This is a genomic window from Stutzerimonas stutzeri, assembly GCF_002909485.1.
GTDB lineage: Bacteria > Pseudomonadota > Gammaproteobacteria > Pseudomonadales > Pseudomonadaceae > Stutzerimonas > Stutzerimonas stutzeri_AH.
The window spans coordinates 80,232-106,553 of sequence record NZ_PPXG01000010.1 but is presented as its reverse complement, the minus strand read 5'-3'; the positions used below and the strand labels follow the sequence as shown (position 1 = coordinate 106,553).

Genomic DNA, 26,322 nt, shown 5'->3' with positions numbered 1-26,322 from the left:
CATGTGGCGCAGTGGCCTGGTTATCGTCGCGCTGATCCTTGTTGCCGAAGCGATCAAGGCTGACGACGAGGCTGCATGGCAGGCACTGCGCGAAGGTCGCGCCGTGCTACTTCTTCGCCACGCCACCGCTCCCGGTCTGGGTGATCCTGAAGGTTTTGTCCTCGAAGATTGCGGAACTCAACGTAACCTCGACCAGCGTGGCCGCTCCGAGGCGATTCGCTGGGGGGCGCGACTACGCGAAGAGGGCCTCGGCGAAGTTCGTTTGTTCAGCAGTCGTTGGTGCCGCGCACTTGAGACGGCCGAAAATATGTCGGTCGGGCTAGTGGAGCCGTTACCCGCGCTGGATTCGTTCTTCGCATCACCTGCCACCGAACGCCGACATACTGCTGAGCTGCGCGATGCCGTCGCGCAGCTGCAGGCTGGCGAGGTGGCGGTGCTGATCACCCATCAGGTCAATATCACCGCGCTGACCGGGATATTTCCGCAATCGGCCGAGGGATTTATCCTGGCCCGGCCACTGGCTAGCCCACCCAAGGTGCTGGCGCGCCTCGCACCGCCTTAGCCGCCCTTGGCCCCTTTTGCATAGTTATCCCAGATGTGGATGGCCGCATAGGCACGCCACGGGCGCCACGCTTCGGCTCGTTCGGCCAGCGCCTTGGCTGTGAGACCGTCGACTCCCCACAGCGGTGCTTTGAGTAACCCGAGATCGGCAGCAGGAAAGGCGTCCGCAACCCCGAAACCCCGTAACGCAATGTACTCGGCGGTCCAGGGGCCGATTCCCGGCAATTCGCAGAGTCGTTGCACCAGCGCATCGGCGCCATCTTCCACATGCAGCTGCAACGCGTCTTCGGCTACGGCCGCGGCGAGGCGGCGCAGGGCCTGCGCACGTTTGGCAGGCATGCCGATATTTTCCAGCGGGTCATCGGCGATCGCTTGCGCCGTAGGGAACAGCATTGCAAGTCCGTGTGGCGGACTCTCTAGCGGCTCGCCGAGACGCTCCACCAGGCGCCGGGTGATGGTCACTGCCGCCTTGACGGTGACCTGCTGGCCGACCACTGCCCGTACGGCCTGTTCGAACGGGTCGTAGGCGGCGGGAAGACGCAGGCCGGGATGCGCAGCGATCAGCGGAGCCAATTCAGGGTCGAGGACGAAATGCGCGGCAATCGCATGCGGGTCGGCGTCCAGGTCGAACATCTTGCGCACCTGACGGACAAGCGGCTGGGTGGCTTGTTGCAACGAGTCGCTGAGCGTCAGTTCGAGCGCTGGGCGATCATCCAGTGAGCGCACGCAAAGCCAGCCACTGGCTTCGCCCAGACGCAGTGTGCGTGCGTAACCGTCTGCGTCCAGTCGCTCCACGCCGGGGAGCAGGCGCAGAGAAAAATGGCGGTGGAACTGTTGCCAGTCCCAAGGTTCGAGGTAAGGCAAGTGCAAGGTTTCGATCATCTCTGCACCCTAGCGGCTGCATGCGGCTTTGTCGTCCCGAAGTATGCTTTTGCTGCCCGCGGTTACCGCTGTCATCTTGGCCAACGTAGAATGCGGCTCTTTTCGGTGGGCAAGCTCCATTGCCTGCCACGCCAGACAGCTATCAGGCACCGAAGCGCTGCTTCGGACGCCGCGCCAAGGGAGACACCCGATGAGCGACTTTCAGGAAACTCTCTACGAGGGATACGGGCAGCGATTCCAGATCGACAAGCTGCTGCACGAAGTACACACCGAGCATCAGCATCTGGTGATCTTCGAGAATGCCCGCATGGGACGCGTGATGGCATTGGACGGAGTGATCCAGACCACCGAAGCCGACGAGTTCATTTACCACGAGATGCTCACCCATGTGCCGATTCTGTCCCATGGACTGGCGCGCCGTGTGCTGATCATCGGCGGCGGCGACGGCGGCATCCTGCGCGAGGTGGCGCGCCATCGCGATATCGAAAGCATCACGATGGTCGAGATCGATGACGCCGTAGTGGAAATGTGCAAGGAGTTCCTGCCAAACCATTCCGCTGGAACCTTCGATGATTCGCGGCTGAATCTGGTGATCGACGACGGCATGCACTTCGTGGCGACCACCGAAGAGAAGTTCGACGTCATCATTTCCGACGCCACCGATCCCATCGGTCCCGGCGAAGCGCTGTTCTCTGAGAATTTCTACCAAGCATGTCGGCGCTGCCTCAACGAAGGCGGCATTCTGGTGGCGCAAAACGGAACGCCCTTCATGCAGCTGGGCGAGGTGCAGACCACTGCCAAGCGCCTGCAGGGCCTTTTCGGCGACTGGCATTTCTACCAGGCTGCGGTGCCGACCTACATCGGTGGCGCCATGACTTTCGCTTGGGGCGCCTGCAGTGCCGAGAACCGCAAGCTGCCGTTGGAAACACTGCTACAACGGTTCGCAGGCAGCGGCATCTTTACCCGTTACTACAACCCCCACGTGCACATTGGCGCTTTCGCACTGCCTCAGTACGTGTTGCACGCAATCGCCAAGCCCAGCAACGACTGAGGCGAAGTGTGATGAGTGTCTCGAAACGGGGCGCTCTACCTTAGTGGATGACGTGGCCCGCCCGGAAACGGTGCGGGCTTTTTTGTTCTAATTCGTAACCTGCTGTTTTGAAAGAAATTGTTCTCGTGGCGCGGGGTTTGCACTGTGACTGGGCACGTATGTGCTCGAGGGCTTTGCATGGACCGCGTTTTCTACGATGAAATGTTCGACCCCCAGGGCGGCTGCCGACCTCACTACCAGCCGTTTTCCAGCTGGTTGTCGAGCACGCCAGCCGATATGTTGGCCCAGCGCCGACGCGAGGCCGATCTACTGTTCCACCGGGCTGGCATCACCTTTACGCTGTACGGCGATGAGCAGGGCACAGAGCGTCTGATTCCTTTCGATACCATTCCGCGCTCCATCCCGATGAGCGAATGGCGCATGGTCGAGCGCGGCTGTGTCCAGCGGGTCCAGGCGCTCAACCTGTTCCTTGCGGATATCTACCACGATCAGCGCATCCTCAAGGCAGGCGTCATCGCACCGGAGCAGGTGCTGACCAACGAGGGCTATCAACCTGCCATGCAGGGGCTCGACCTGCACGGAGACATCTACGCGCACATTGCTGGCGTGGATCTGGTGCGCGACGGCGACGGCACCTATTACGTACTCGAAGACAATCTGCGCACACCCAGCGGCGTGAGCTACATGCTCGAAGACCGCAAGATGATGATGCGGTTGTTCCCCGAGCTGTTCGCCGCACAGCGCATCGCGCCGATCAACCACTACCCGAACCTGTTGCTGGAAACGCTCAAGCATTCGAGCCCGATGGATAATCCCTGCGTGGTGGTAATGACACCGGGTCGGTTCAACAGCGCCTTTTTCGAGCACGCCTTTCTGGCGCGGGAAATGGGTGTCGAGCTGGTCGAGGGGGCCGATCTGTTCGTTCGCGACGAGCACCTGTACATGCGTACCACCTCCGGCGCGCGCCAGGTGGATGTGATCTACCGCCGACTCGACGATGGTTTTCTTGATCCGCTGGCATTCAATCCTGATTCGACCCTGGGTGTGCCAGGCCTGCTCTCGGCGTATCGGGCAGGCAATCTGGTGCTGGCCAATGCCATCGGTACCGGTGTGGCGGATGACAAGTCGATCTACCCATTCGTCCCGGACATGATCCGCTTCTATCTGGACGAAGAGCCGATTCTCGCCAATGTGCCGACCTGGCAGTGCCGCAAGCCAGACGAACTGTCCCACGTTCTGGCTCACTTGCCGGAGTTGGTGGTCAAGGAAACCCAAGGCTCTGGCGGGTACGGCATGTTGGTTGGCCCTGCGGCCAGCGTAAGGGAGATCGAAGCCTTTCGTGCCCGGTTGAAGGCTAATCCGGCTGCCTACATCGCTCAACCCACGCTGAGCCTGTCGACCTGTCCAACCTTCGTCGAAAACGGTATCGCACCACGACACATCGACCTTCGGCCCTTCGTGCTCAGTGGCCGCGAGACACGTCTGGTCCCTGGAGGGCTGACCCGTGTTGCGCTGCGTGAGGGCTCGCTGGTGGTCAACTCGTCGCAAGGCGGCGGAACCAAGGACACCTGGGTTGTGGAGGATTGCTGAATGCTGAGTAGAACCGCTGCCGACCTGTACTGGATGTCCCGCTATCTGGAGCGTGCCGAGAACATGGCGCGCATGATGGATGTGAGCTATTCGCTGTCGCTGATGCCGCAAAGCGGACGCGGCGATGGCCTCGACGAGCTGGCGATGCCGCTGCTGATCACCGGCACCCTGGACGAGTATCTGCGCTGCCACGGCCAGTTGAATGCCGAGCGGATGCTGCACTTCTTCGCCCTTGAGGAAGCCAACCCCGTCAGCTTGTTCAACTGCCTGCGCCTGGCTCGCAGCAACGCCCACGCCGTGCGCGGCCGCATCACCTCGGATATGTGGGAGAACATCAACGCGGCCTGGCTGGAAATGCGTGGCATCGCCGAGCAGGGCTTGGGACGCTACGGCATCAGCCGATTCTGTGAGTGGGTCAAGGAACGCTCGCACCTGTTTCGGGGGGCTACCGTGGGCACCATCATGCGCAGCGATGCCTATCGCTTCATCCGGCTGGGCACCTTTATCGAGCGCGCGGATAACACCTTGCGTCTGCTCGATGCGCGCCACGAGCTGCTAGGCGAGGAAAGCGAACTGCTCGATGACCGTTCCGCTCGCGCCTATTACCAGTGGAGCGCGCTGCTGCGGGCGCTGTCCTCGTTCGAGGCGTTTGCCGAGATCTACCGTGGGTCCCCGCGGACGGCCAAGGTCGCGGAGCTGCTGCTATTGCGTGCGGACGTGCCGCGCTCATTACGCGCTTGTCTGGTGGAGCTGCAACTGATCCTGGCCAGTCTGCCGGGGGAGAACGGGCGCCCTGCGCAACGTCTGGCTTCCGAGCTCGAAGCGGGACTGCGCTATACGGCAATCGACGAGGTGGTCGAGTTCGGTCTGCACGATTGGATCAGCGTTTACATCGAGCATATCGGCCGGCTCGGCAGCGCCATTCACTCGTCCTATCTGGAGGCAGCATGAAGCTATCGATAAGCCACGACACCAGCTATCGCTACGAAGATCAGGTTCGTGCAAGCATCCAGTACCTGCGCCTGACTCCGCAGCAGAGCCAGCGCCAGCGTGTATTCAGCTGGGCGCTCGAGCTGCCGCGCCCGGTGCGTGCGCAGCTCGATCCCTACGGCAACGTTCTGCATGTGCTGACACTCGACGAACCCCATGACGAGATCGTCATTCGCGCTCGCGGTCAGGTGGAAATCGATGAAGCCTGTGAATGCGAAACCGAGGACGCATCGCCGCTACCGTTTTTGCGGGTCAGCCCGCTGACTCAGGCTGACGACGCCTTGGCTGATTTCGCTCGGCAGCAGTGCGGCAGCCGTCCCGAGCGGGACTCGCTGGCGCAGCTGATGCACGCGCTCGCCGATCACATGGTCTACACCCCGGGTGCGACGCACGTGGGAAGCACGGCCGCGCAGTCATTTGCGGGTCGTGCAGGCGTCTGCCAGGACCACAGTCACGCCTTCATCGCGTGTGCTCGTAGCCTGGGTATACCAGCGCGTTATGTATCGGGCTATCTGCTCACCGATGACAGTGACCACCTGGCCAGTCACGCCTGGGTCGAGGCATGGGTGGAGGGGCTCTGGTATAGCTTCGATGTATCGAACCGACTGATTCGTCCGGATCGCCATCTCAAGCTGGCGGTGGGGCTGGATTATCTCGACGCCTGCCCCGTGCGTGGGATGCGCCGGGGCGGTGGCTGCGAGTCGATGCATGCGCGAGTGCAGGTGATGCCGATGCAAATGGCGCAGCAGTAGTGCTCCGGGGCGTGGCCTTGCGGTACGACGTGGCTGGGTTACCATCCGCGCCTGCCTGGGGGCGGTCCCTCAATCAAAAGAGTCCGAGTAATGACTTACTGTGTCGCCATGAATCTTGCCGACGGACTGGTGTTCGTGTCCGACTCGCGGACCAACGCCGGTGTCGATCATATCGCCACGTTCCGCAAGCTTTACCGTTTTGGCCTGCCGGGCGAGCGCCTGATCGTGCTGCAGACCGCCGGTAATCTGGCCACCTCGCAAGCAGTGGTGAGCTTGTTGCGCCATCGGTTAACGGCCGAAGGCGTCAATCTCAACAACGTTCCCAGCATGTTTGCCGCCGCACGCCTGGTCGGCGATACGCTGCGCGAAGTCGTGGAGCACGATGCGTCACCGAGCATGAGTTCGGGAATCGACATGAGCAGCTCTTTCCTGGTGGGTGGGCAGATCAAAGGTGAAGTCCCCGAACTTTACAACCTGTACCCGCAGGGAAACTTCATCAGCTCGACGGTAGACACGCCTTACTTCCAGATCGGCGAAAGCAAGTACGGTAAACCCATTCTCGATCGCGCACTGAAGCACGCTACTGGCCTCGAACAGGCGCTTCGCTGTGCGCTGATCTCCTTCGACTCGACCATCCGCAGCAATCTGTCGGTAGGTATGCCGCTGGATGTGTTGGTTTATCGCAAGGACAGTCTCGAGCTGCCCGCCGGCTATCGCGTGGAGGAGGGCGACGCCTATTACGAGGGAATTCGCGAGCAGTGGTGCAGCAACCTGAGACGGATGCTCGTTGAACTGCCATCAGCCCCGGGCCTCTATCTGGAGTAAGGGGCCGTGATTCGCTGCTGATGTGGCGTGACGCCATATAGCTCTCGCAGTCAGCTTCGCGGCCTGCTAGCTTGTCACTGTGGACATCGTCCACCGCGTTACTTCGACTAGCTGTTGCGACTCCCGTTTGCCCGATGTCTTGACGACGGAGCCGATCTCCCGCTGAGCTCGTGGCAACTCCATCCAGTATGAGAGGAGGCTGATTCATGAGCACCACCTTCCACGAGGATGTCAGCAGCACCGTTCTGCGCCGGATGAAGGAGGGCGGTTTCGATTTCGCCCGTGTGCATCCTATCGAGTTCTACGCGGTATTTCCCGAGCAGGACCGTGCCCAGAGAGCCGCACAGAATTTTCGCGGCGAAACCATCAATACGCAGGTGTTTCCGCGTGAGGACGGAAACTGGAACCTGCAGATCAGCAAGGTGATGTACGCAACGTTCGACGGCATCGGCGATTTCGAGCAGGACCTTGAATATCTGGTCGAACCCCTTGGCGGGGTGCTCGATGGCTGGGGCGTCACCCAGGAGCTCGAAGGTCAGAGAGCTTGACCTTCACTCCCTTTTGAAACCGCTCTGAAGTGCCTGGTCCCAGGGAGGGACCGGGCCGAAGCGATTTTTCAGAAACTCCAACAGAAGCCGGCTCCGTGAATCCGCTTCGCGTGTCAGGCGCAGTGCATAGATGCCACTGGCTTCCGGCGGCGGTAATCCCCCTTCGCAGAACAGCGGCAACAGCTCACCGCGCAGCAGGTAATCGCTGATCAGCCAAGTGGGTAGATGGGCGATGCCAAGTCCGCCCAGCACTCCGGCCAGCAGCGCTTCGGCGTTGTTCGCCACCATGCGCAACCTACCAGGGCGCAGCAGCTGAGGCCTCCCGCCACGCTCGAAGCGCCAGGCATGTGGCGGCGCCAGGGCATCCCAATCCAGCCCGTCATGTTCGGGTAATTCTTCTGGCTGCAGTGGTACCCCTCGGCGCTCCAGATAGGCGGGGCTGGCGCAGACGACTCGCACCATCGGCGCCAGCGGCGTGGCGACCAGTCGTGTATCGGCTAATGGGCCGATGCGCAGTACCAGATCGACTTCCCCTAAATGCTCGCCCTGGAGGTCGACGAAGCTATCGATCAGGCGCAGCTGAACATCGACCCCGGGATAGGCCTGCAGAAATTCCGCCAATGCCGGAGCCAGGTGACGGCGACCGAAGGGGGCTGGCGCGTCGATACGGATGCGCCCCTTAGGTGCGCTGTCCAGCGACGTTGCCTCTGCGCGCGCCAGATGCAGTTCCTGAACGATGCGCCGGGCGCGCTCGGCAAATGCCAGCGCCGCGGGCATTGGGCGAACCGCATGGGTGCTACGACTGAATAGCTGACAGCCGAGCGCCTGCTCCAGCGCGTCGATGCGCCGTGCCACGGCCGAAGGTGTCAGTCCATGGCGGCGCGCGGCGGCAGAGAAACTGCCGGCGTCGAGCACGTCGATGAACAGGCTGAGCTGGGCGGAAAGGGCATCGGGCAGCATCTGAACTCCTTGCTTGTGCGTTTTACGCAAAGCCATTGTGCGGGGCTATGCGTACCGGTGCCAGCGGTGGCAGCGTACGATGAGCGCCCCATCGAACTGGAGTGCCGGAATGCTGCTGGATGTCGGATTGAACGTGCTGCTCGGGTTGGCGTTAGGCACGCTCGGCGGATTGTTCGGTATTGGCGGTGGGCTGATCGCAATTCCGGTGCTGGGTGTCCTGTTTGGCCTGGACCAGCAACTGGCGCAGGGTACGGCGCTGGTGATGGTCGTACCCAACGTGTTGCTCGCCATCTGGCGTTATCACCAGCGCAATCGCATTGATTGGCGGCATGCCCTCGCACTGGGTAGCGCCAGCTTCGTGTTCGCTATCGCAGGCGCGGCCGTTGCGGTGTCGCTGGATGCCGGGCGCATGCGCTTGGCTTTCGTCGGCTTTCTGCTGGCACTGGCAGCGTACACGTTGTTGCGGGTGTTTCTACGTCCGGCCCCTGGTGACGGCCAACTCCGTCATCCGTGGCCATGGCTGGGCGTGCTCGGTGCCGGCGCCGGAGCACTCGGTGGTCTATTCGGAGTCGGTGGTGCAGTCATCGCCACACCGATCCTGACCAGTGTATTCGGTACCTCGCAGGTGGTTGCCCAGGGCCTGTCGCTGGCGCTGGCGGCGCCGAGCACGGGCGTCACCCTGGTCACCTATGCGCTGCATCATCAGGTCAACTGGCTGCTGGGCTTGCCCCTGGCAGTTGGCGGGCTGCTCAGCATCAGCCTGGGCGTTCGGCTTGCGCATGCCTTGCCCGAACGGTTGTTGCGGTTGTTGTTCAGCATTTTTCTGGTGGCCAGCGCAGTGCTGTTGGCGCTGGAGAGCTGACCGCCCTCAGCCCATCAGACCGAGTAGCCCGCCACCGATGGCCCCACCGAGCACCACCAGCCACGGCGGCAATTTCCAGTACATCAGTGCGGCCAGGGCGACCAGGGCGAGGACGAAGTGTTCTGGCGCCTTGATCGCACTGCTCCATACCGGATCGTACAGCGCGGCCAGCAGCAGCCCGACCACCGCGGCGTTGATGCCTGCCAGTGCCGCCTGAGTGCGCCTGTTGCTGCGCAGTCGTTCCCAGAAGGGCAGTGCGCCGATCACTAGCAGAAACGAAGGGACGAACACTGCTACCAAACACAGCGCCGCACCAAACAAGCTGCTGGGTGCGTCGTTCATCGAGGCGCCGAGGAATGCAGCAAAAGTGAACAACGGGCCCGGTACGGCCTGCGCGGCGCCATAACCGGCCAGGAATACGTCATTGTCCACCCAGCCTGAGGGCACTACCTCCGCCTGCAGCAGGGGCAACACCACGTGGCCGCCGCCGAACACCAGAGCGCCCGTCCGGTAGAACGCGTCGACCTGTGCCAATGCGTGGCTGCCCGTGCTGCTGGCGAGTAGCGGCAGCAGCGCAAGCAGCGCGAAGAACAGGATCAATGCCACCAGTGCGCTCCGGGCTGTAACGGTAACAGCCAACGTTGCATGCGAGTCGATGGTGGTTGGGCGGAATACAAGCAGCCCGATCAGGCCAGCCGCGACGATGACGGCGACCTGACCCCAGACGAAGGGAAGCAACAACACGGCGCTTGCCGCCATGAGGGCGATGGCGATCCGCGGCCCGTCGGTGCATAGCGTTCGCGCCATGCCCCATACGGCCTGCGCTACCACCGCAACGGCAACGATTTTAAGGCCGTGAAGGATGCCACTGGGCAGTGCATCGCCCCACGTGGAGATACCCAACGCGAACAGCGTCAACGCGATCGCCGATGGCAGGGTGAAGCCCGCCCAAGCCGCCAGCGAGCCGCGATAACCGCCGCGTAGCAGGCCGATCGCCAGGCCAACCTGGCTGCTGGCTGGGCCGGGAAGAAACTGGCAGAGCGCGACCAGGTCGGCGTAACTGCGCTCGTCCAGCCAGCCGCGGCGTCGAACGAACTCCTCGCGGAAATAGCCAAGGTGTGCGATCGGCCCACCAAAGGAGGTCAGGCCAAGGCGCAGAAACACCAGAAAAATCGTCCAGGCGTCGAGTCGGGCAGTTGCTGAATTAACTTTCGAGGCGGTAGGCATGCGGGTCCGTCGGATGTCGATCTGCAGGGTCGAGTCGGGCAGGCAGTCTAGCCGGTGAACGTGTCAGGTGGATGACGGAGATTGCGTTGCGGCGCCGTTGCGCGGCCAATCGTCGGTGACGAGAAAAACTCTTTCCTGCTCCAGCCAAACGCCTGAAGCATCCGGTTCAAGCCGTGCCAGGAGTTGCGCTCGTGTGGCAGCCGGTCCGCTGGCCAACCAGTCGGCAAAGCTGCTAGCGTCCCAACGCTGCGCAGCGGCGACGCGCGCTGCTGCCAGCCATGCACCGCGCTCAATAGGCTGCCAAACCGCTCCGGGTTTTTCGGCCTCATAGATCGGCCAGTCGGCCTGGCGAACCCAGCGGCCGTGCAGGTGATGCGGATTGGCGCCGAGCGGAGGCGTGCACCCCCGCGGCCACGGCTGGAACAGATAACCGCCGAGCCAGAAGCTGCTCTGCACTGGCCGGCCAGTAAGTTCAGCGAGCACTGCCAGGGTTGCCGGCTGGGTACACAGCGGCAGCTGATGCTGGCACATGTGGGCGAGCTTGAGGTCAAGGCGGTCATGGCTGCCAGGGCCAAGCCAATGCGCGTGTTGGCTACCATCGCCTGATGCGAGGCCCAGATAGAACTTCACGGCCAGCTCGAGATGGTGCACGCCTTGGTCATCACAGAACAGCAGGTCGAGCTCACCGAGGGTGCTGCCGTTCTGTCGAATCGGCAGGTTCGCCGCGAGCAGCTGGATATCGGGCGCCTGGGATAGCGCGTACTGCCACAGTCTTTCGTAATACAGACCCAATCGCCGAGTGCTGTGCAGCGACAACCAGGCGTGGAGGATGGATGGCTCGGCGTCCTGGCGCAGCAGCCAGTCGGCCAGCAACCCCGGCTCGTTGTTCCAGCGGCTGGCGGTCAGTGGGTTCCGCTGACACCTTGGCGCCTCGCTCAGCAATGACGGCGAAAGGATCGTCCAGGCGAGATCGCGCACCTGCGGATGCTGGAGACGATTGGGTAAGTCGGCAAGACTGCAAAGGCTCATGCGTGCAGCATAGCTGCCGGTTTGCTGATGGTCCGGCGTTTCGCTGATAATCCACTGCCGCTGAACACGGCGCCGGCCAAAGGCTCTAACGCCTGTGCTGGATTCCAGGCGTATCGGCTATCCGCATCGGCGATCTTGCCAGGGTGCCGCGTGTTACTTTCGAGCGTTGCGACTGCCCGCAACATCTGCCCAGCCACACCAGGGAACGTCAATGGAGCAATTTCGCAATATCGGCATCATCGGTCGTCTGGGAAGCTCCCAGGTGCTGGATACAATCCGCCGGCTGAAGCGATTCCTCGTCGAGCGCCATCTGCACGTGATTCTCGAAGAGAACATCGCCGAGGTGCTGCCGGGCCATGGCATGCAGACGTCATCCAGGCAGCGCCTGGGCGAATCCTGCGATCTGGTGATCGTGGTCGGCGGTGACGGTAGCCTGCTGGGCGCGGCCCGGGCGATGGCAAAGCACCGGGTGCCGGTCCTCGGCATCAACCGCGGCAGCCTCGGCTTTCTCACCGACATTCGCCCGGACGAGCTGGAAGAGAAAGTTGCCGAGGTGCTCAACGGGCAATACACGCTGGAGAATCGTTTCCTGCTCGAAGCCCAGGCCCGACGTTTCGACGAGCCGATCGGCGAGGGCGACGCGCTCAACGACGTGGTGCTGCACCCCGGCAAATCCACGCGAATGATCGAATTCGAGCTGTACATCGACGGCCAGTTCGTCTGCAGCCAGAAGGCCGACGGGCTGATCGTGGCGACGCCCACCGGCTCCACGGCCTATTCGCTTTCCGCTGGCGGTCCGATCATGCATCCGCGGCTGGATGCCATCGTTGTCGTGCCCATGTACCCGCATACCCTGTCGAGCCGACCGATCGTGGTCGACGGCAACAGCGAGCTGAAGATCGTGGTGTCACCAAACATGCAGATCTATCCGCAGGTGTCCTGCGATGGCCAGAACCACTTCACTTGCGCACCGGGCGATACCGTGACCGTGCGCAAGAAGCCGCAGAAGCTGCACCTGATCCACCCGCTGGACCACAACTACTACGAAGTCTGCCGAACCAAGCTTGGCTGGGGTAGTCGCCTCGGCGGGGGCGATTGATGCTGCTTGATCCCGAGCGCGGCTACGACCTGATCGGTGACGTGCATGGCTGCGGCCGTGCGCTGGCGCGCCTGCTGGATTCACTGGGCTATCGCTTGCAGGGTGGAGTTTGGCGACATTCGCGGCGGCAGGTGATCTTCCTCGGCGACATCATCGATCGCGGGCCACATATCCGTGAGGCGCTGCATCTGGTCTACGACATGGTCGACCGTGGGCAGGCCTACTGCATCATGGGCAACCATGAGTTCAACGCGCTGGGTTGGTACATGCCCGCACCACCGGGCAGCGGTCGCGATTTCGTGCGCGAGCATTCGCCGCGTTTCGCCCGGCTGTTGCAGGAGACCTTCCAGCAGTTCGAAGCCTATCCCGAGGAGTGGAAAGCCTTTCGTGAATGGTTCTACGGCCTGCCGCTTTTTCTCGAGAGCGAGCGCTTCCGCGTCGTGCACGCGTGCTGGGACAGCGACGTGATCGCGCGTCTGCGTCCGTTCCTTAACGATGCCTGCATCAATCGAGGAATTCTGCGTGAGGCCGGCCTGCCGGGCACCTTCATCTGCCAGGCGCTCGACCGCCTGCTGCGCGGTACCGACATGCCGCTGCCCGAAGGCATGACGTTGACCAGTGAGGAGGGTTTCGTGCGTACCTTTTTCCGCACCAAGTTCTGGGAAGAGAACCCGCAAACCTACGGGGACGTCGTTTTTCAGCCCGACGGCCTGCCGGACCATGCGGCACGCATGCCCTTATCGCAACAGCAGAAGAATCGCCTGTTCCTCTACGGCCCGGACGAGCCTTTGCTGTTCGTCGGCCACTACTGGCGCCGCGGCCGTCCCGGGCCCCTTCGCGATAACCTGGCCTGCCTGGATTACAGCGCGGTAAAGAACGGCAAGTTGGTGGCTTACCGGCTGGACCGGGAGACGCGTCTGGACCCGGCCAAGTTCGTCTGGATCGATGTGCAGGCGGTGTTCCAATGAGCATGTCCGTTGCCGAAGCCCTGCGCCTGCCGCTGTCGGAAGATCTGAGCGGCTTCATCGCCTTGTTGCACCGCCTGCGGGTGCCGTGCCGAGTGTCGGAGGAGGGTGACCAGCAGGTGCTGCGTGTGCCGGCTGAGGTCGTCGAGCAGGTTCGCGACCTGTACGCTCGGCATCCCCGGGGCGACGACAGCATCGTCATCGAACAGCCGCGTCGGCGCGGCGGTTTCGTAGCAGCTTTGCGCGCAAGCCCCCTCACCGCGCTGGTTCTGGTTTTCACCCTGGTTGTCGCAGCCGTCACCATGCTCGGCGACAACTTCGCGACGATCCGCTGGCTGAATTTCGTCGACTTCCGTGTCGAGGGCGAATACGCCTACTTCGCGTCGCTGGACCAGACGCTCGCAACCGGGCAATGGTGGCGGTTGATCACGCCGATCTTCGTGCACTTCGGCATTTTGCATCTGGCAATGAACAGCATGTGGTTCTGGGAGCTGGGGCGGCGCATTGAAGCGCATCAGCGAGCCTGGATGCTGCTGGCGCTGACAATAGCGTTCGGGTTGGTATCCAACTTCGCTCAATACTTGTTCGGTGGGCCGGGTATCTTCGGTGGTCTTTCGGGCGTGCTGTACGGCCTGCTCGGGCATTGCTGGCTGTACCAGAAACTCGCCCCTAACGCTGCCTACCGATTGCCGCCCGGTGTGGTGGTGCTGATGCTGGTGTGGCTGGTGATCTGTTTGACCGGCGTTATCGAGGTGCTCAGTTTTGGCGCACTGGCCATCGCCAACGCTGCGCATGTCGGCGGCCTTGTCGCGGGCTGTGTCACCGGCGTGATTGGCGGCATGCTGGCGCGCCGCCGTTAGCTTGCGGGCCTTTTCCCTAAAACGTGACTGCCCGGTAGAATGGCTGCTCGTTTCCCTCGGAGCTGGCCATGTCGACCTTTATCCAAACCGCCGAAAACATCACCCCCGAAATCTACGCAAGCCTCAAGCAAGCCCTCGAGGTCGGCAAATGGGCGGATGGCCGCAAGCTGACCCCTGAACAGAAAGAAACCTGCATGCAGGCGGTGATTGCCTGGGAGATGAAAAATCTTCCAGAAGAGCAGCGTACCGGCTTCATGGGTGGCCAGGAGTGCGGCTCCAAGAGCAAGAAGGCCGAGCCGGCCATCGACAGCAGTCTGTTCGCTCCCGCTTCGGGAACCCGCCACTGATGCTCGAATTGGGACGTGGCGCGCTAAGCAAAATGTCGATTCAGCTCGGCGCACCGGCGCAGTATTCCTTCCGCCTGAATGACGAACTGGTGCCGGTCAATCCGCTGATCGGCAAGACCTTGCGGCTGGAGTACCTTGGCGCCATCAACTGCACCCATTGCGGACGCAAGACCAACAAAAGTTTCAGCCAGGGTTATTGTTATCCCTGCTTTAAAAAGCTACCGCAGTGCGATGTCTGCATCATGAGCCCGGAAAAATGCCACCACGACTTCGGCACCTGCCGCGATCCGCAGTGGGGCATGGACTTCTGCATGACCGACCACGTGGTCTACCTGGCCAACTCGTCAGGCATCAAGGTCGGCATCACCCGTGCTACGCAATTGCCGACGCGCTGGCTCGATCAGGGCGCCAGCCAGGCGCTGCCGATCATGCGGGTTGCCACACGCCTGCAGTCGGGCATGGTGGAAGATCTGCTGCGCAGCCAGGTGGCGGATCGCACCAACTGGCGGGCGCTGCTCAAAAGTGACGCTGAGCCGATCGACCTGATCGAAATGCGCGAGCAGATCTTCGATGCCTGCGCCGCGGGGTTGCGCGAGTTGCAACAGCGCTACGGCCTGCAGGCGATCCAGCCGGTGGCCGATGCCGAGGTGCTGGAGATTCGCTATCCCGTGGAGGCCTATCCGACCAAGGTGGTCAGCCTCGATTTGGAGAAGACACCCGTGGTCGAGGGCACGCTCAGGGGCATCAAGGGCCAGTACCTGATTCTCGACACCGGCGTGATCAATATCCGCAAGTTCACCGCTTATCAGGTCGCCGCCAGCACTGCTGCGTAGGGTGGACAACGGTGCAACCTTGACCACCGCGGAGCAGGGCGCAGTGGGTGCATACGGATGTAAGAAGCGGCATCCACCCTGCGGCGCTAAGGGCCGACGGCTCAAGGATGAGCGGCCTGGAACAATCGCGTGGAAAAGGCTGCGCCGTTTTCCACCCTACAAGTCCGCCGCTACAGGCGCTAAGCTCGAAGTCATTAGCAGCCCGGTACCCGGGCTGGCAGGTCCATCGCCATTTTTCCGCTTGAAGCTAGCCGCTTGAAGCACAGCCGACGAGGTTTCCATGCGTACCGAACAACCGAAAGTCATTCATCTGAAGGATTACCAGGCGCCAGAGTACCTGATCGATGAAACCCACCTGACCTTCGAACTGTACGAGGATCGCACTCTGGTGCATGCGCAGCTGGTAATGCGCCGCAACCCTGAGCGCCCGTCCGGCAACCTGCCGCCGCTGGAGCTGCACGGGCAGGAGCTCGAACTACTGTCCATCGCGCTGAACGACCGCGCGCTGGACGCTGGCGACTACCAGATCAGCGAGGACTGCCTGACCCTGCAGCCGGAAAGCGATGCTTTCGTGATCGACACTTCGGTGGTGATCCATCCGGAAACCAACACCGCGCTGGAAGGGTTGTACAAGTCCGGAAGCATGTTTTGCACCCAGTGCGAGGCCGAGGGCTTCCGCAAGATCACCTATTACCTCGACCGTCCAGACGTGATGAGCAAGTTCACCACCACGGTGAGCGCCGATCAGAAGGCCTATCCGGTGCTGCTTTCCAACGGCAACCCGATTGCCAGCGGCAGCGAAGACAACGGCCGGCATTGGGCGACCTGGGAAGACCCGTTCAAGAAGCCGGCCTATCTGTTCGCCCTGGTGGCGGGTGACCTCTGGGCCATCGAGGACAGCTTCACCACCATGAGCGGGCGCAACGTGGCGCTACGGATCTACGTCGAGCCGGAGAACGTCGACAAGTGCCAGCACGCCATGGACAGCCTGAAGAAGTCGATGAAGTGGGACGAGGAGGCCTACGGTCGCGAGTACGACCTGGACATCTTCATGATCGTCGCGGTCAACGACTTCAACATGGGCGCCATGGAAAACAAGGGCCTCAATATCTTCAACTCCAGCGCCGTACTGGCACGTGCCGAAACCGCCACTGATGCCGCCCATCAGCGCGTCGAGGCCATCGTCGCCCACGAGTATTTCCACAACTGGTCGGGCAACCGCGTGACCTGCCGCGACTGGTTCCAGCTGTCGCTCAAGGAAGGCTTCACCGTGTTCCGTGATTCGCAGTTCAGCGCCGACATGAACTCGGCGACGGTCAAGCGCGTCGAGGACGTCGCCTACCTGCGCACCCACCAGTTCGCCGAGGATGCCGGCCCCATGGCGCACTCGGTGCGCCCGGAATCCTTTATCGAGATTTCCAACTTCTACACCCTAACCGTCTACGAGAAGGGCGCTGAAGTGGTGCGCATGATCCAGACGCTGCTGGGCGAAGAGGGCTTCCGCAAGGGCAGCGATCTCTACTTCGAACGGCATGACGGCCAGGCCGTGACCGTCGACGATTTCGTCAAGGCGATGGAAGATGCCAACGGTGCGGACCTGACTCAGTTCAAGCGTTGGTACAGCCAGTCCGGCACACCGCGCCTGGCCGTCAGCGAGCAATACGACGAGGCAGCGAAGACTTATCGCCTGACCTTGCGCCAGAGCTGTCCGCCGACGCCGGGCCAGCCGACCAAGGAGCCGTTCGTAATCCCGGTGAAACTCGGCCTGCTGGCTGCCGATGGTTCGGACATGCCGCTGCGGCTGCAGGGCGAAGCGTCTGCCGCCGGGACCAGCCGTGTGCTGGCGGTGACCGAAGCCGAACAGGCCTTCACTTTCGTCGATATCGCCGAGCGGCCGCAGCCCTCCCTGCTGCGTGGTTTCTCCGCGCCGGTGAAGCTGGACTACCCGTATAACCGCGACCAGCTGATGTTCCTCATGCAGCACGATTCCGACGGCTTCAACCGCTGGGAAGCGGGTCAGCAGTTGTCGGTGCAGGTGCTGCAGGAGCTGGTCGGCCAGCACCAGCGTGGCGAGGCGCTGGCGATGGATGAGCGCCTGATCGAGGCGCTGCGCAGCCTGCTGCAGAACGATGAACTGGATGCGGCCATGGTCGCCGAAATGCTCTCGTTGCCGGGCGAAGCCTATTTGACCGAAATCAGCGACGTGGCGGATGTCGATGCCATCCACGCCGCGCGCGATTTCGCCCGCAAGCGCATCGCCGATGTGTTGTTCGAGCCGCTGTGGCAGCGCTATCAGGTCAATCGCGAGACCTCACGCAACACCGCCTATGTCGCCTCGGCCGAGCACTTCGCTCGTCGCGCGCTGCAGAACATCGCCCTGTCATACCTGATGTTGAGCGAGAAAGCCGAGGTCGTCGAAGCGTGTCTGGAGCAGTTCGAGCACGCCGACAACATGACCGAACGCCTGACCGCACTGGCCGTGCTGGTCAACTCGCCGTTCGAGGCGGAGCGCGACAAGGCGCTGCAGTCTTTCGCCGAGCATTTCAAGGACAATCCGCTGGTCATGGATCAGTGGTTCAGCGTGCAGGCCGGCAATCCGCTGCCCGGTGGCCTGGAGCGGGTACAGGCGCTGATGCAGCATCCGGCGTTCACCCTGAAGAACCCGAACAAGGTGCGCGCGCTGATCGGTGCCTTCGCCAATCAGAACCTGGTCAACTTCCACCGCACCGATGGTGCCGGCTACCGCTTCCTTGCCGATCAGGTTATTACCCTCAACGCGCTGAACCCGCAGATCGCCTCGCGTCTGCTGGCGCCGCTGACCCGCTGGCGCAAGTACGACAGCGCACGTCAGGCGCTGATGAAGGGCGAGCTGGAGCGCATCCTTGCTTCCGGTGAGCTGTCCAGCGATGTCTACGAAGTGGTGAGCAAGAGCCTCGCCTGACCCGGCAAGGCCGATCGCGCAACGATCGGCCGCTGCCTCTGCTTTAGGCTTCAGCCCACCAAAGCGGGCCTTCGTCGGTTCACCGTGCCGTCAGGTCACAGTGGACCGCGTCCCACCTGGAGATACTCTTGATTCGTTGCCGCCTGCGGTGACCATCCTCCTGGTACACCGCGTCGGATCGGCATTGCAATATCGAATCTGCCAGTTGGCATACTGGCAACTGGCCCGATCAACCTGAGTGATCGTGCGTCAATCATTGCGTGAGAGTTAACAATTCATAACGTCCGGCCAATTGTGTGTGTCCGCGTAAGCTGGCTAGGATGGCTGAGCCTGCACTTCAGGCCTTACCTAATAAGAATAAAGGGGGTATGTATGAGTGAGCCCGTATTGCGGCGCACACTATCCGGCCGCGCCGCGGTTCCATTCCGGGCGAGGGCGTCGCGTCTTCACTCATCGGTTGCGGGCATGCTTTCGCTATGCGGCGCCTTCTCGCTCCTGCTGCTTGCGGCGGCGGCTCCGGCCCAGGCCACAACCGACGGCCAGACTCGCTATTCAATCGAGTCGGCTAAAGCCGCATCCAATCTTCTTCTCGACATCACCCAGGCCGGCGACCGTCTCGTTGCTGCGGGCGATCGAGGACACATTCTTTATTCCGACGACGAAGGCAACAGCTGGGTGCAGGCAAAGGTGCCGACTCGCCAGCTGCTGACGGCTATCTACTTCGTCGATGACAAGCACGGCTGGGCGGTCGGCCATGATGCGCTGGTGCTGAACACTGCCGACGGCGGCGCGAGCTGGACGGCGCAGTATGAAGAGCGTGAGCGCGAAGCTCCGTTGCTGGACATCTGGTTTGAAGACACTCAGCACGGCATCGCGGTCGGCGCCTATGGCGCCCTGATCGAAACCGTCGATGGCGGCCAGAGCTGGGATGACATCAGCGAGCGGCTCGACAACGAGGATGGTTTTCATCTGAACGCCATCACCCATATTCAGGGATCGGGCCTGTTCGTCGTCGGTGAAATGGGCGGCATGTTCCGCTCAGCCGATATGGGCGAAACCTGGGAGCGCGTCGAATCGCCCTATAAGGGCTCGTTCTTCGGCGTGGTAGGTGGCTCGGAGCCAGGCGTGGTGGTTGCCTTCGGCTTGCGCGGTCACCTGTTTCGCTCCGTCGATTTCGGCGACAGCTGGCAGGCCATCGAACTCAGCAACGGTAACGGCCATGCGCTGGAGTCCGGGCTGGCCGATGGCAGCTTGTTGCGTGACGGACGCATTGCGGTGGTCGGGCACGGTGGCGCGGTGCTGACCAGCGACGACCAGGGCAGCAGCTTCAAACTCTTTAACCGTCCCGACCGGCGTTCGCTGTCGGGCGTTAGCTCCGATTCCCAAGGCAACCTGATCCTGGTAGGGCAGGGTGGTGTTCGCATCGCCTCGCCATCGGGCGCGGATCTGGCCCCAAAACAATAAAGCCGGGAGAGTCTGTATGACCAAGCACCAACAGAAACCGGCGTCGTTCCTCGAGCGCCTGATTTTCAACAACCGGCCGGCAGTCGTGGTTCTCTGCCTGCTGATCAGCGCGTTCCTCTTTTACCAGGCGGCGCAGGTTCGGCCGCAAACCAGCTTCGAGAAGATGATTCCGCTGGGGCATCCCTACATCCAGAAGATGCTCGAGCACCAGAACGATCTGGCTAACCTCGGCAACACGGTACGGATTTCCGTGGAAGCGGTTGAGGGAGACATCTTCTCCAAGGAGTACATGGAAACGCTGCGGCAGATCCATGACGAGGTGTTCTACATCCGCGGCGTCGACCGCTCCAACATGAAGTCGCTGTGGAGCCCCAACGTTCGCTGGACCGAGGTCACCGAGGAAGGCTTCGCTGGTGGCGAGGTCATCCCGCAGACCTACGACGGCTCGCCCGAGAGCCTCGATGACCTGCGCGACAATATCCTCAAGTCCGGTCAGATCGGCCGCCTGGTGGCCAACAACTTCAAGTCGAGCATCATCGATGTGCCGCTGCTGGAGTCCTACCCGGACCCTGAAGACCAGAGCCGGCAGATCAAGCTGGACTACCAGAAGTTCTCCCACGAGCTGGAAGAGAAGATTCGCGAGAAGTATCAGGCGCAGAACCCGAATGTGAAGGTGCACATCATCGGCTTCGCCAAGAAGGTCGGTGACCTGATTGATGGGCTGGTCGGTGTCGCGCTGTTCTTCATCGTCGCCATCGGCATCACCTTCGTACTGCTGCTGTGGTTCACCCGGTGCTTGAAGAGCACCATTGCGGTGCTGATCACCACGCTGATTGCCGTCACCTGGCAGCTCGGTTTGCTGCATACGCTGGGCTTCGGGCTCGATCCGTACTCGATGCTGGTGCCGTTCCTGGTCTTCGCCATCGGCATTTCTCACGGCGTACAGAAGATCAACGGCATCGCCATGGCATCCGGGTATACGGAAGACCCGGTGACGGCGGCGCGCATGGCGTTCCGGCAGCTGTTCATACCTGGCATGGTGGCGCTGCTGTCGGATGCTGCGGGGTTCGTCACCTTGCTGCTGATCGACATCGGCGTTATCCGCGAACTGGCCATCGGCGCTTCGCTGGGTGTGGCGGTGATCATCCTGACCAACCTGATCCTGCTGCCGGTGGCGATTTCCTATATGGGCATCAGCCAGAAGGCGGTCAAGCAGGCGCGCGAAGAGGCTTCGCGTGACCATCCGTTCTGGCGCGCACTGTCCAACTTTGCCAGCCCAACCGTTGCGCCAATCTCCATTACCATCGCCGTGCTGGCGCTGGCTGGTGGTCTCTGGTATGGCCAGAACCTGAAGATTGGCGACCTCGACCAGGGCGCCCCGGAGCTGCACCCAGACTCGCGCTACAACCTCGATAACGACTTCGTCATTCGCAACTACTCGACCAGCTCAGACGTGCTGGTGGTGATGGTCAAGACCGCGCCTGAAGGTTGTTCGCACTACGACACGCTCGCCGCCATGGACGAGCTGATGTGGAAGATGCAGAACACCGAGGGCGTGCAGTCGGCGGTGTCGATGGTCTCGGTCGCGCGTCAGGGCATCAAGGGCATGAACGAAGGCAGCCTGAAGTGGGAGACGCTGTCGCGTAACCCGCACGTGCTGAACAACTCCATCGCCCGCGCCGAAGGCATGTACAACAGTGACTGCTCGCTGGCACCGGTGCTGGTGTTCCTCAACGACCACAAGGCGGAAACGCTGGAGCACGTGGTCGCCGCTGCGAAGGATTTCGCCGAGGAGAACAACCGCGAAGGGCTGGAGTTCGTACTCGCGGCCGGTAACGCCGGTATCGAGGCGGCCACCAACGAGGTCATCGCCGAGTCGGAAATCACGATGCTGATCGCGGTCTACGCAGCAGTGAGCTTCATGTGCCTGCTGACCTTCCGTTCGTTGGCCGCGACGCTCTGCGTGATCCTGCCTCTGGTGCTGACCTCGATCCTCGGCAACGCGCTGATGGCCTTCATGGGAATTGGAGTCAAGGTGGCAACCTTGCCAGTGATCGCGTTGGGGGTGGGTATCGGTGTGGACTACGGTATCTATATCTACAGCCGTTTGGAGTCGTTCCTGCGCCAAGGCATGACCTTGCAGGAGGCCTACTACCAGACGCTGAAATCCACCGGCAAGGCGGTGATCTTCACCGGCGTCTGTCTGGCGATCGGCGTGGTGACCTGGGTGTTCTCGGACATCAAGTTCCAAGCCGACATGGGCATGATGCTGACCTTCATGTTCCTCTGGAACATGGTCGGGGCGATCTGGCTGCTGCCGGCCCTGGCCCGCTTCCTGATCAATCCAGAGAAGCTGCGCCAGAAGGCGTGATGATCACGCAATAACGAAAACCGCGGCCCTAGGGTCGCGGTTTTTTTATGGCTATCGCGTTGTCCGCCCGGCGATAGGGCTACGGTCAGGCGCTCTGGCTTATGGCTTCCATTGCTGTCTGCGCGGCAACTTCGCCGATCACCAGAATGGCCGGACTCTTCAGCTTGAAGGTCAATGCATCGCGGCACATGCCAGCCAGGCTCGAACGGCACTCGCGTTGCTGCGGCAGTGAGGCATTCTCAATCATCGCCACCGGTGTGCCGGCGGGAAGGCCGCCTTCCAAGAGTCCGGCTTGCACCTGTTCCAGCTTGCTCACACCCATGTACACCACCAGCGTGGTGCCGCTTTTCGCCAGCGCCTGCCATTCCGGGCTGCTGTCGTCGAGTGTGTGTGCGGTGACCAGGGTGACGCCGCGGGCGACGCCGCGCTGGGTCAGCGAGATGCCGCATTGCGTGGCACCGGCCAGGCCGGCGGTGATGCCGTTGACCAGTTCGACCTCGATGCCGCGCGCCGACAGCCATTCGGCTTCCTCGCCACCGCGGCCGAAGATGCACGGATCTCCACCCTTGAGGCGCACCACGCACTTGCCCTGGCGGGCGTAACGCAGCATCAGTCGATGGATAAAGGCTTGCGGCGTGGAGCGGCAGCCGCCACGTTTGCCCACGGGGATGATGCGTGCGTTGGGGCAGTGCTCAAGAACAGCGGGATTGACCAGATCATCAATCATCACCACCTGCGCTTCCCCCAGCGCCCGCACGGCCTTGAGGGTCAGCAGTTCCGGGTCGCCAGGGCCGGCGCCTACCAGCCAGACTTTTGCGCTCATGGGGTAATCCTCGTCTTGGTCGGTATCAGGAAAGTGCGCGTTCCGGCTGACTGGCCAGCAGGCGCTTGATTTCGGGAACGCAGGATCCGCAGCTGGTGCCACAACCCAGCTCCTGCTTGAGCCCATTGAGATCGAGGCCACGCTCGATGCCTGCATGGACTTTGCTCCGGCTGACGTTCATGCAGTTGCACAGGGTGCGATCGGTGCTGACCGTCGCGCCGCCAGGTGGCGCGCTGAGTGGAGCCAGCAGCCAGCGGCGCAGGTCTGCGTCGGCGCTGCCGCTTTCCCAGAGTCCGCGCAGCCACTGCCGGGCGGCGGTCTCGCCGGCCAGGCGCAACGCGACGATACGGCCTTCCTCGATGCGTACGCGCTTGCCGACCGCGCGACGCGGGTCGTCATAGGCCAGCACCGGGCCTTCGTCGAGGCCGAGCAGCCGGTCGATGGTGGCCAGCTCGGTAGCCGTTGGCGTCGAGCGCCGGGCGGCGCGGATCAGCAGTGCCGAGCGCTCGCGGCCTGCGAGGCTGAAACTGGCGTAGTCGAAGGCTTCGAACAGCGGCCGCAATGCCTCGAAGCGCTGCTGCACGTCGCCTTCAACCAGCGCGAAGAACTGCCAGGGCAATTCGACCTGTTCCACTTCAATGCCGGCGTGCTTGAGTTCCGGTTGTTTCGACAGCGGATCGACGCTGGCCAGGGTCAGTACGTTGCAGCCCAGCCCCTTGAGGAATCGATCACCCCAGTGCATCGGCAGGAAGGCCTGGCCGGCGCGCAGACTGTCATCCTTCTGCACCGGGAGGATCAGGCTGCCGCGACGGCTTTTCACCGTCACCAGCTGGCCGTCCAGCAGACGCCGGCGGCGCATGTCATCGGCGTTCATTCCGAGCAACGCTTCTTCGACATGGCCGAACAGCCGCGCTGCTGTGCCAGTGCGGCTCATGCCGTGCCACTGGTCGCGCAGCCGGCCGGTGTTGAGCGTCAGCGGGTAGCGCGCCTCGCGCTTTTCCTTCGGCGCCTGGTAGTGCTCGGCGATAAAGCGAGCGCGGCCATTGGCAGTGGGGAACACTCCGTCGCCATACAGCCGCGCGGTGCCTTGTTCGCTGCCCGGTGGGAAGGGCCATTGCTGTGGACCACGCGCATCGAGCACGGCATAGCTCAGGCCGCTGTAGTCCAGATCGTGACCGGCAGTGAGCGGCTTGTACTCCTCGAACAGCGCTTCGGCATTCTCGAAGGCAAACAGGCTTGGCGCACCGGGGCGCAGGCGGCTTTCCAGACGCCGGGCGAAATCGCAGGTGATCGCCCAGTCTGCACGGGCTTCGCCTGGGGCCGGTACGGCGCGGCGCACGTGGCTGATACGGCGCTCGGAGTTGGTCACTGTGCCTTCCTTCTCGCCCCAGCTCGCGGCCGGCAGCAGAAGATCGGCATGGCGACAGGTTTCGGTGGTAAAGAAGGCTTCCTGAACCACGACGAAGGGGCAGGTGGCCAGAGCTTCATGGACTTTCTGTTGGTCCGGCAGCGACTGAGCCGGGTTGGTGCAGGCGATCCACAGCGCCTTGATCTTGCCGGCGCGCACCGCCTCGAACAGCTCGATGGCGGACAGCCCGGGCTGCGCCGACAGCTGCTCGACGCCCCAATAGCCGGCGACTTCGGCGCGGTGTTCGGCATTGGTTGCGTCGCGGTGGCCGGGCAACAGATTGGACAGGCTACCGGTCTCACGACCGCCCATGGCATTCGGTTGGCCGGTGAGCGAGAAGGGGCCGGCGCCCGGGCGGCCGATCTGCCCGGTGGCCAGGTGCAGGTTGATCAGCGCACTGTTCTTCGCACTGCCGGCAGTGGACTGATTCAGCCCCATGCACCACAGGCTTAGAAAGCTCGGCGCCCCATGACGCGCAGGAGCTGCTGCACTCGGTGCGGCCGCGTTAAAAACCGGCTCGGGATGCTCATTTACTGCATGTAAACTCCGCTCCCTCGCCGTTTTTTGCCTTGCCGCACCTTCGCTCGCGACGCTCCTGCGCGCCCTGGGTTTTCCAATCAGCCGTGCACAGGTCTGCAGATCATCTACAGAGATGCCACAGAGTTCGGCGACCATCGCTGGGCTGTAATCGCGCACCAGGCTTTTCAGGGCATCGAAGCCTTCGGTATGGGCATCGATGAAACGGCGGTCGATCCAGCCTTCCCACATGAGGATATGCAGCAGGCCGTGGAGCAGTGCGACATCGGTGCCCGGCAGGATCGGCAGATGCAGGTCGGCCAGCTCGCTGGTGTCCGTGCGCCGCGGGTCGACGACGATGATGGTCATCTCCGGCCGCTTCGCCTTGGCTTCCTCCAGTCGGCGGAACAGCACCGGATGCGCGTAGGCCATGTTGCTGCCGGCGATCAGCAGGCAGTCGGCCCGCTCGATGTCTTCGTAGGAGCAGGGCGGGGCGTCGGCGCCCAGGCTGCGCTTGTAGCCGACCACCGCCGAGGACATGCACAGCCGCGAGTTGGAATCCAAGTTGTTGGTGCCGACCAGGGCGCGGGCCAGTTTGTTGAAGGCGTAGTAGTCTTCGGTCAGCAGCTGGCCGGAGACATAGAAGGCGACGCTGTCCGGCCCGTGTTCGCGGATGGTCTCGGCGAATACGCTGGCCGCGTGCTCCAGGGCACTGTCCCAGTCGGTGCGGCTGCGGGCCAGGCCCTTGCCCAGACGCAGCTCGGGATAAAGCGCGCGAGCGTCGAGGTCGCCGGTCAGGTGCAGGGTCGAGCCCTTGCTGCACAGCTTGCCGAAGTTGGCCGGATGGCTGGGGTCGCCAGCCACGTCGAGGATGCGTTCGCCGTCGTGCTCGATCAGTACGCCACAGCCGACACCGCAGTAGCAGCAGGTCGAGGCGGTTGTCATACGCATGGCGTCGTCTCCAGGAAAGTATCGTCGGTTTCGGCTGCAGGGTGGGCTTGGGCACACCGGTAATCCGGCTTTCGCCACGAGTGGCTCGGTGGGCTGAAGCCCACCCTACGGGTAGGTCTTATGCCGCACACTCTTTGCGCGCATTCAGCGAAAGCTGCACGCGACCGTTCTCGACGCGCGCCTCGTGGCGATGGGCGCAGCCAACGTCCGGGGCCAAGGCCTCGCCGCTGGCCAGATCGATCTGCCAGTTGTGTAGCGGGCAGGCGACCTGCTTGCCGTAGACGATCCCCTGCGAGAGCGGGCCGCCTTTGTGCGGGCAGCGGTCGTCGAGGGCGAAGACCTGATCGTCGGAGGTGCGGAATATTGCGATATCACCCTTGGGGCCGGCGATGATGCGCGAGCCGAGCGGGTTGATTTCATCCAGTGCGCAGATATCGAGCCAGTTCATGCGGTGTCTCTCCAGATCA

23 protein-coding genes are annotated in these 26,322 nt (G+C 62.6%); 16 read left to right on the top strand and 7 right to left on the bottom strand.

Annotated elements, in window-relative coordinates:
* Position 1 precedes the first annotated feature (1 nt).
* Entirely contained in the window at positions 2 to 562 is a 561-nt protein-coding gene (locus CXK91_RS20775; protein ID WP_103457910.1) for a histidine phosphatase family protein, read from the top strand.
* Here the strand turns inward: CXK91_RS20775 and CXK91_RS20770 are convergent.
* Positions 559 to 1,443, bottom strand: a complete 885-nt coding sequence (locus CXK91_RS20770) for a DNA-3-methyladenine glycosylase family protein (protein ID WP_103457909.1) — start codon at positions 1,441 to 1,443, stop codon at positions 559 to 561. The genes CXK91_RS20775 and CXK91_RS20770 overlap by 4 nt on opposite strands.
* Positions 1,444 to 1,633: 190 nt before the next feature.
* Between CXK91_RS20770 and speE the strand changes: the two genes are divergently transcribed.
* The 6 genes from speE (at position 1,634) to CXK91_RS20740 (ending at position 7,199) form a co-directional block, all read left to right on the top strand.
* Complete coding sequence (gene speE / locus CXK91_RS20765) at positions 1,634 to 2,494, top strand: polyamine aminopropyltransferase (protein ID WP_103457908.1); 861 nt, start codon at positions 1,634 to 1,636, stop codon at positions 2,492 to 2,494.
* Positions 2,495 to 2,671: 177 nt separating this feature from the next.
* A complete protein-coding gene (locus CXK91_RS20760) occupies positions 2,672 to 4,084 on the top strand; it encodes a circularly permuted type 2 ATP-grasp protein (RefSeq protein WP_103457907.1) in 1,413 nt (470 codons plus the stop codon).
* Positions 4,085 to 5,035, top strand: a complete 951-nt coding sequence (locus CXK91_RS20755; protein ID WP_038659117.1) for an alpha-E domain-containing protein — start codon at positions 4,085 to 4,087, stop codon at positions 5,033 to 5,035.
* The gene (locus CXK91_RS20750; RefSeq protein ID WP_103457906.1) at positions 5,032 to 5,826 is read left to right on the top strand and encodes a transglutaminase family protein; all 795 of its coding nucleotides are present in this window, start codon (positions 5,032 to 5,034) and stop codon (positions 5,824 to 5,826) included. Before CXK91_RS20755 ends, CXK91_RS20750 begins: the two co-directional genes overlap by 4 nt.
* Positions 5,827 to 5,916: 90 nt before the next feature.
* Positions 5,917 to 6,651 carry a proteasome-type protease gene (locus CXK91_RS20745; RefSeq protein WP_103457905.1) on the top strand — a complete coding sequence of 245 codons (735 nt, stop codon included), beginning with the start codon at positions 5,917 to 5,919 and terminating at the stop codon, positions 6,649 to 6,651.
* A 206-nt stretch (positions 6,652 to 6,857) separates the two neighbouring features.
* Positions 6,858 to 7,199, top strand: a complete 342-nt coding sequence (locus tag CXK91_RS20740) for a ribonuclease E inhibitor RraB (protein ID WP_003280687.1) — start codon at positions 6,858 to 6,860, stop codon at positions 7,197 to 7,199.
* Positions 7,200 to 7,202: 3 nt separating this feature from the next.
* Here the strand turns inward: CXK91_RS20740 and CXK91_RS20735 are convergent, their stop codons facing one another.
* Entirely contained in the window at positions 7,203 to 8,159 is a 957-nt protein-coding gene (locus CXK91_RS20735) for a LysR family transcriptional regulator (protein WP_103457904.1), read from the bottom strand.
* A 109-nt stretch (positions 8,160 to 8,268) separates the two neighbouring features.
* On the opposite strand from CXK91_RS20735, the gene CXK91_RS20730 reads away from it, so the two are divergent.
* On the top strand, positions 8,269 to 9,021 hold the full coding sequence (locus CXK91_RS20730) for a sulfite exporter TauE/SafE family protein (RefSeq protein ID WP_103457903.1): 753 nt from the start codon (positions 8,269 to 8,271) through the stop codon (positions 9,019 to 9,021).
* A 6-nt stretch (positions 9,022 to 9,027) separates the two neighbouring features.
* Here CXK91_RS20730 and chrA read toward each other — a convergent pair whose 3' ends face one another.
* Together chrA and CXK91_RS20720 are read right to left on the bottom strand one after the other, a co-directional pair.
* Positions 9,028 to 10,248, bottom strand: coding sequence for a chromate efflux transporter (gene chrA / locus CXK91_RS20725; protein ID WP_103457902.1), 1,221 nt, complete (start codon positions 10,246 to 10,248; stop codon positions 9,028 to 9,030).
* A gap of 63 nt (positions 10,249 to 10,311) precedes the next feature.
* Entirely contained in the window at positions 10,312 to 11,277 is a 966-nt protein-coding gene (locus tag CXK91_RS20720) for a DUF1853 family protein (protein WP_103457901.1), read from the bottom strand.
* A 211-nt stretch (positions 11,278 to 11,488) separates the two neighbouring features.
* On the opposite strand from CXK91_RS20720, the gene CXK91_RS20715 reads away from it, so the two are divergent.
* The 8 genes from CXK91_RS20715 to CXK91_RS20680 all read left to right on the top strand — a co-directional run bounded on the left by CXK91_RS20715 (position 11,489) and on the right by CXK91_RS20680 (position 22,157).
* Positions 11,489 to 12,376, top strand: coding sequence for an NAD(+) kinase (locus tag CXK91_RS20715; RefSeq protein ID WP_003280695.1), 888 nt, complete (start codon positions 11,489 to 11,491; stop codon positions 12,374 to 12,376).
* A complete protein-coding gene (locus CXK91_RS20710) occupies positions 12,376 to 13,344 on the top strand; it encodes a metallophosphoesterase (RefSeq protein ID WP_103457900.1) in 969 nt (322 codons plus the stop codon). Before CXK91_RS20715 ends, CXK91_RS20710 begins: the two co-directional genes overlap by 1 nt.
* On the top strand, positions 13,341 to 14,201 hold the full coding sequence (locus CXK91_RS20705) for a rhomboid family intramembrane serine protease (protein ID WP_103457899.1): 861 nt from the start codon (positions 13,341 to 13,343) through the stop codon (positions 14,199 to 14,201). Before CXK91_RS20710 ends, CXK91_RS20705 begins: the two co-directional genes overlap by 4 nt.
* Positions 14,202 to 14,269: 68 nt before the next feature.
* Entirely contained in the window at positions 14,270 to 14,548 is a 279-nt protein-coding gene (locus CXK91_RS20700) for a YeaC family protein (RefSeq protein WP_103457898.1), read from the top strand.
* The gene (locus CXK91_RS20695; protein WP_103457897.1) at positions 14,548 to 15,381 is read left to right on the top strand and encodes a DUF2797 domain-containing protein; all 834 of its coding nucleotides are present in this window, start codon (positions 14,548 to 14,550) and stop codon (positions 15,379 to 15,381) included. Before CXK91_RS20700 ends, CXK91_RS20695 begins: the two co-directional genes overlap by 1 nt.
* A 280-nt stretch (positions 15,382 to 15,661) precedes the next feature.
* Positions 15,662 to 18,322, top strand: coding sequence for an aminopeptidase N (gene pepN, locus CXK91_RS20690; protein ID WP_103457896.1), 2,661 nt, complete (start codon positions 15,662 to 15,664; stop codon positions 18,320 to 18,322).
* 465 nt (positions 18,323 to 18,787) lie between these two features.
* Positions 18,788 to 19,786, top strand: coding sequence for a WD40/YVTN/BNR-like repeat-containing protein (locus tag CXK91_RS20685; RefSeq protein ID WP_103457895.1), 999 nt, complete (start codon positions 18,788 to 18,790; stop codon positions 19,784 to 19,786).
* Between the two features lie 16 nt (positions 19,787 to 19,802).
* On the top strand, positions 19,803 to 22,157 hold the full coding sequence (locus CXK91_RS20680; RefSeq protein ID WP_103457894.1) for an efflux RND transporter permease subunit: 2,355 nt from the start codon (positions 19,803 to 19,805) through the stop codon (positions 22,155 to 22,157).
* An 85-nt stretch (positions 22,158 to 22,242) separates the two neighbouring features.
* Here CXK91_RS20680 and cobA read toward each other — a convergent pair whose 3' ends face one another.
* From cobA to nirD, 3 genes are all read right to left on the bottom strand, one after another.
* Positions 22,243 to 22,980, bottom strand: coding sequence for a uroporphyrinogen-III C-methyltransferase (gene cobA, locus CXK91_RS20675; RefSeq protein ID WP_103457893.1), 738 nt, complete (start codon positions 22,978 to 22,980; stop codon positions 22,243 to 22,245).
* Between the two features lie 25 nt (positions 22,981 to 23,005).
* On the bottom strand, positions 23,006 to 25,855 hold the full coding sequence (locus CXK91_RS20670) for a nitrate reductase (RefSeq protein ID WP_103457892.1): 2,850 nt from the start codon (positions 25,853 to 25,855) through the stop codon (positions 23,006 to 23,008).
* Positions 25,856 to 25,973: 118 nt separating this feature from the next.
* Positions 25,974 to 26,303 (bottom strand): nitrite reductase small subunit NirD, encoded by a 330-nt coding sequence (nirD, locus tag CXK91_RS20665; protein WP_102819610.1) that lies wholly within the window; start codon positions 26,301 to 26,303, stop codon positions 25,974 to 25,976.
* Between the last annotated feature and the right edge of the window lie 19 nt (positions 26,304 to 26,322).

Coding starts and splice junctions, on each gene's coding strand:
- CXK91_RS20775 (WP_103457910.1), top strand. CDS start 2: ATGTGGCGCAGTGGCCTGGTTATCGTCGCGCTGATCCTTGTTGCCGAA.
- CXK91_RS20770 (WP_103457909.1), bottom strand. CDS start 1,443: ATGATCGAAACCTTGCACTTGCCTTACCTCGAACCTTGGGACTGGCAA.
- speE (WP_103457908.1), top strand. CDS start 1,634: ATGAGCGACTTTCAGGAAACTCTCTACGAGGGATACGGGCAGCGATTC.
- CXK91_RS20760 (WP_103457907.1), top strand. CDS start 2,672: ATGGACCGCGTTTTCTACGATGAAATGTTCGACCCCCAGGGCGGCTGC.
- CXK91_RS20755 (WP_038659117.1), top strand. CDS start 4,085: ATGCTGAGTAGAACCGCTGCCGACCTGTACTGGATGTCCCGCTATCTG.
- CXK91_RS20750 (WP_103457906.1), top strand. CDS start 5,032: ATGAAGCTATCGATAAGCCACGACACCAGCTATCGCTACGAAGATCAG.
- CXK91_RS20745 (WP_103457905.1), top strand. CDS start 5,917: ATGACTTACTGTGTCGCCATGAATCTTGCCGACGGACTGGTGTTCGTG.
- CXK91_RS20740 (WP_003280687.1), top strand. CDS start 6,858: ATGAGCACCACCTTCCACGAGGATGTCAGCAGCACCGTTCTGCGCCGG.
- CXK91_RS20735 (WP_103457904.1), bottom strand. CDS start 8,159: ATGCTGCCCGATGCCCTTTCCGCCCAGCTCAGCCTGTTCATCGACGTG.
- CXK91_RS20730 (WP_103457903.1), top strand. CDS start 8,269: ATGCTGCTGGATGTCGGATTGAACGTGCTGCTCGGGTTGGCGTTAGGC.
- chrA (WP_103457902.1), bottom strand. CDS start 10,248: ATGCCTACCGCCTCGAAAGTTAATTCAGCAACTGCCCGACTCGACGCC.
- CXK91_RS20720 (WP_103457901.1), bottom strand. CDS start 11,277: ATGAGCCTTTGCAGTCTTGCCGACTTACCCAATCGTCTCCAGCATCCG.
- CXK91_RS20715 (WP_003280695.1), top strand. CDS start 11,489: ATGGAGCAATTTCGCAATATCGGCATCATCGGTCGTCTGGGAAGCTCC.
- CXK91_RS20710 (WP_103457900.1), top strand. CDS start 12,376: ATGCTGCTTGATCCCGAGCGCGGCTACGACCTGATCGGTGACGTGCAT.
- CXK91_RS20705 (WP_103457899.1), top strand. CDS start 13,341: ATGAGCATGTCCGTTGCCGAAGCCCTGCGCCTGCCGCTGTCGGAAGAT.
- CXK91_RS20700 (WP_103457898.1), top strand. CDS start 14,270: ATGTCGACCTTTATCCAAACCGCCGAAAACATCACCCCCGAAATCTAC.
- CXK91_RS20695 (WP_103457897.1), top strand. CDS start 14,548: ATGCTCGAATTGGGACGTGGCGCGCTAAGCAAAATGTCGATTCAGCTC.
- pepN (WP_103457896.1), top strand. CDS start 15,662: ATGCGTACCGAACAACCGAAAGTCATTCATCTGAAGGATTACCAGGCG.
- CXK91_RS20685 (WP_103457895.1), top strand. CDS start 18,788: ATGCTTTCGCTATGCGGCGCCTTCTCGCTCCTGCTGCTTGCGGCGGCG.
- CXK91_RS20680 (WP_103457894.1), top strand. CDS start 19,803: ATGACCAAGCACCAACAGAAACCGGCGTCGTTCCTCGAGCGCCTGATT.
- cobA (WP_103457893.1), bottom strand. CDS start 22,980: ATGAGCGCAAAAGTCTGGCTGGTAGGCGCCGGCCCTGGCGACCCGGAA.
- CXK91_RS20670 (WP_103457892.1), bottom strand. CDS start 25,855: ATGCGTATGACAACCGCCTCGACCTGCTGCTACTGCGGTGTCGGCTGT.
- nirD (WP_102819610.1), bottom strand. CDS start 26,303: ATGAACTGGCTCGATATCTGCGCACTGGATGAAATCAACCCGCTCGGC.